Origin of the sequence: Streptomyces sp. ALB3, assembly GCF_044385685.1 — a bacterium.
Lineage (GTDB): Bacteria > Actinomycetota > Actinomycetes > Streptomycetales > Streptomycetaceae > Streptomyces.
Genome location: NZ_JBISCE010000048.1, coordinates 1 through 1,776, shown reverse-complemented (window position 1 = coordinate 1,776; position 1,776 = coordinate 1). Strand labels below are relative to the sequence as shown.

The following is a 1,776-nucleotide window of genomic DNA, read 5'->3' as shown; positions in this document are numbered from 1 at the left end:
GTCGGGTGGTGTGGCGGTTTCGGCTGTCGGGCTGCGGAAGTCGTACGGGGATCATGTGGTGCTGGACGGGGTGGATCTGTCGATCGCCGAGGGTTCGGTGTTCTCGCTGCTGGGGCCCAACGGTGCGGGTAAGACGACGACGGTGAAGATCCTCTCGACGCTGACGCCGGCGGACGGGGGTTCCGCGTCGGTCGCTGGATGCGACGTGGTCTCCGACCCGGACGGGGTGCGTTCGAAGATCGGGGTGACGGGTCAGTTCTCCGCGGTCGACCCGTTCCTGAACGCGGGCGAGAACCTGGAGCTGATGGGCCGGCTGTGGCACCTGCCCCGGACGGTGATCCGTGAGCGCTGCGCACGCCTGATCGAGGAGTTCGACCTCGCGGACGCGGCGAAGAAGCCCGTCGCGACGTTCTCCGGCGGGATGAAACGCCGCCTGGACCTCGCGATGACCCTGGTCGGCGCCCCCCGCATCATCTTCCTCGACGAGCCGACCACCGGCCTGGACCCCCGGGTCCGCCGCGCGATGTGGGACCTCATCCGCGACCTCGTCGCCGACGGCGTCACCATCTTCCTGACCACCCAGTACCTCGAAGAGGCCGACCAGCTCGCCGACCAGGTCGCCGTCCTCAACCAGGGCCGCCTCGTCGCCCAGGGCACCCCCGAACAGCTCAAACGACAGGTCCCCGGCGGCAGCATCGACCTGCAGTTCACCTCCCTGAACGCCCTGGACACCGGCGCCCGCGCCCTGACCACCACCGGCACCCCCGTCACCCGCGACGAGGACACCCTCACCCTGCACATCGCCAGCGACGGCAGCGCCCGCTCCGTCCACCACGTCCTGGACCGCCTGGACACCACCACCGTCCACGAACTCGCCCTGAAGACACCCGACCTCGACGACGTCTTCCTCGCCCTCACCGGAACCCCCGCCACCGACGCCACCGACACCACCGGCGCCACCGACACGGACAAGAAGGTCCTGGCATGAGCACCCTCACCTACGCGCTCGCCGACTCCAACACACTCCTGCGCCGCAACATCAAGAACCAGCTCCGCTACCCCACCACCGCGATCTCCATCGTCGGCATCCCCGTCCTGTTCCTCCTGCTCTTCGTCTACGTCTTCGGCGGCGTCCTGGGCACCGGCGTCAGCCCCCTGCCCGACGGCAACACCGACTACGTCAACTACGTCCTGCCCGGACTCATCATCATGACCGCCGCCACCGGCTCCCTGGGCACCGCCGTCTCCACCAGCGTCGACATGACCGAAGGCATCATCGCCCGCTTCAAGACCATGGCGATCTTCCGCCCCTCCATCCTCATCGCCCGCGTCATCTCCAGCATCCTGCAGACCCTCACCAGCATGCTCCTGGTCTTCGCGATCGCCGCACTCATGGGCTTCGCCCCCAACGCCACCCTCATCGAATGGACCGCCGCCCTCGGCCTCCTCACCTTCACCAGCCTCGCCCTGACCTGGCTCGGCGTCGCCTTCGGACTCGCCGCCAAAACCCTCGACGCCGCCAGCAACGCCCCCTTCCCCCTCATCCTCCTGCCCTTCGTCGGCTCCGGCATCGTCCCCACCGACACCATGCCCACCGCACTGAGCTACTTCGCCGAATACCAGCCCTTCACCCCCATCATCGAAACCCTCCGCGGCCTCCTCATGGGCACCGACATCGGCAACAGCGCCTACCTCGCCCTCGCCTGGTGCACCGCCATCACCCTCCTCGGCTTCACCTGGGCCATGAAGCACTTCAACAAGGACCGCACCCACTGA

At 68.1% G+C, this 1,776-nt stretch carries 2 protein-coding genes; both read left to right on the top strand.

The genetic code is table 11. The features are described 5' to 3' along the window. The first annotated feature begins 10 nt into the window (after positions 1 to 10). Positions 11 to 988: an ATP-binding cassette domain-containing protein gene (locus ACHFIV_RS33150; protein WP_398976643.1), complete on the top strand. Its 978-nt coding sequence runs from the start codon at positions 11 to 13 to the stop codon at positions 986 to 988. Further along, on the top strand, positions 985 to 1,776 hold the full coding sequence (locus ACHFIV_RS33145; protein WP_398976641.1) for an ABC transporter permease: 792 nt from the start codon (positions 985 to 987) through the stop codon (positions 1,774 to 1,776). The genes ACHFIV_RS33150 and ACHFIV_RS33145 overlap by 4 nt, the downstream gene beginning before the upstream one ends.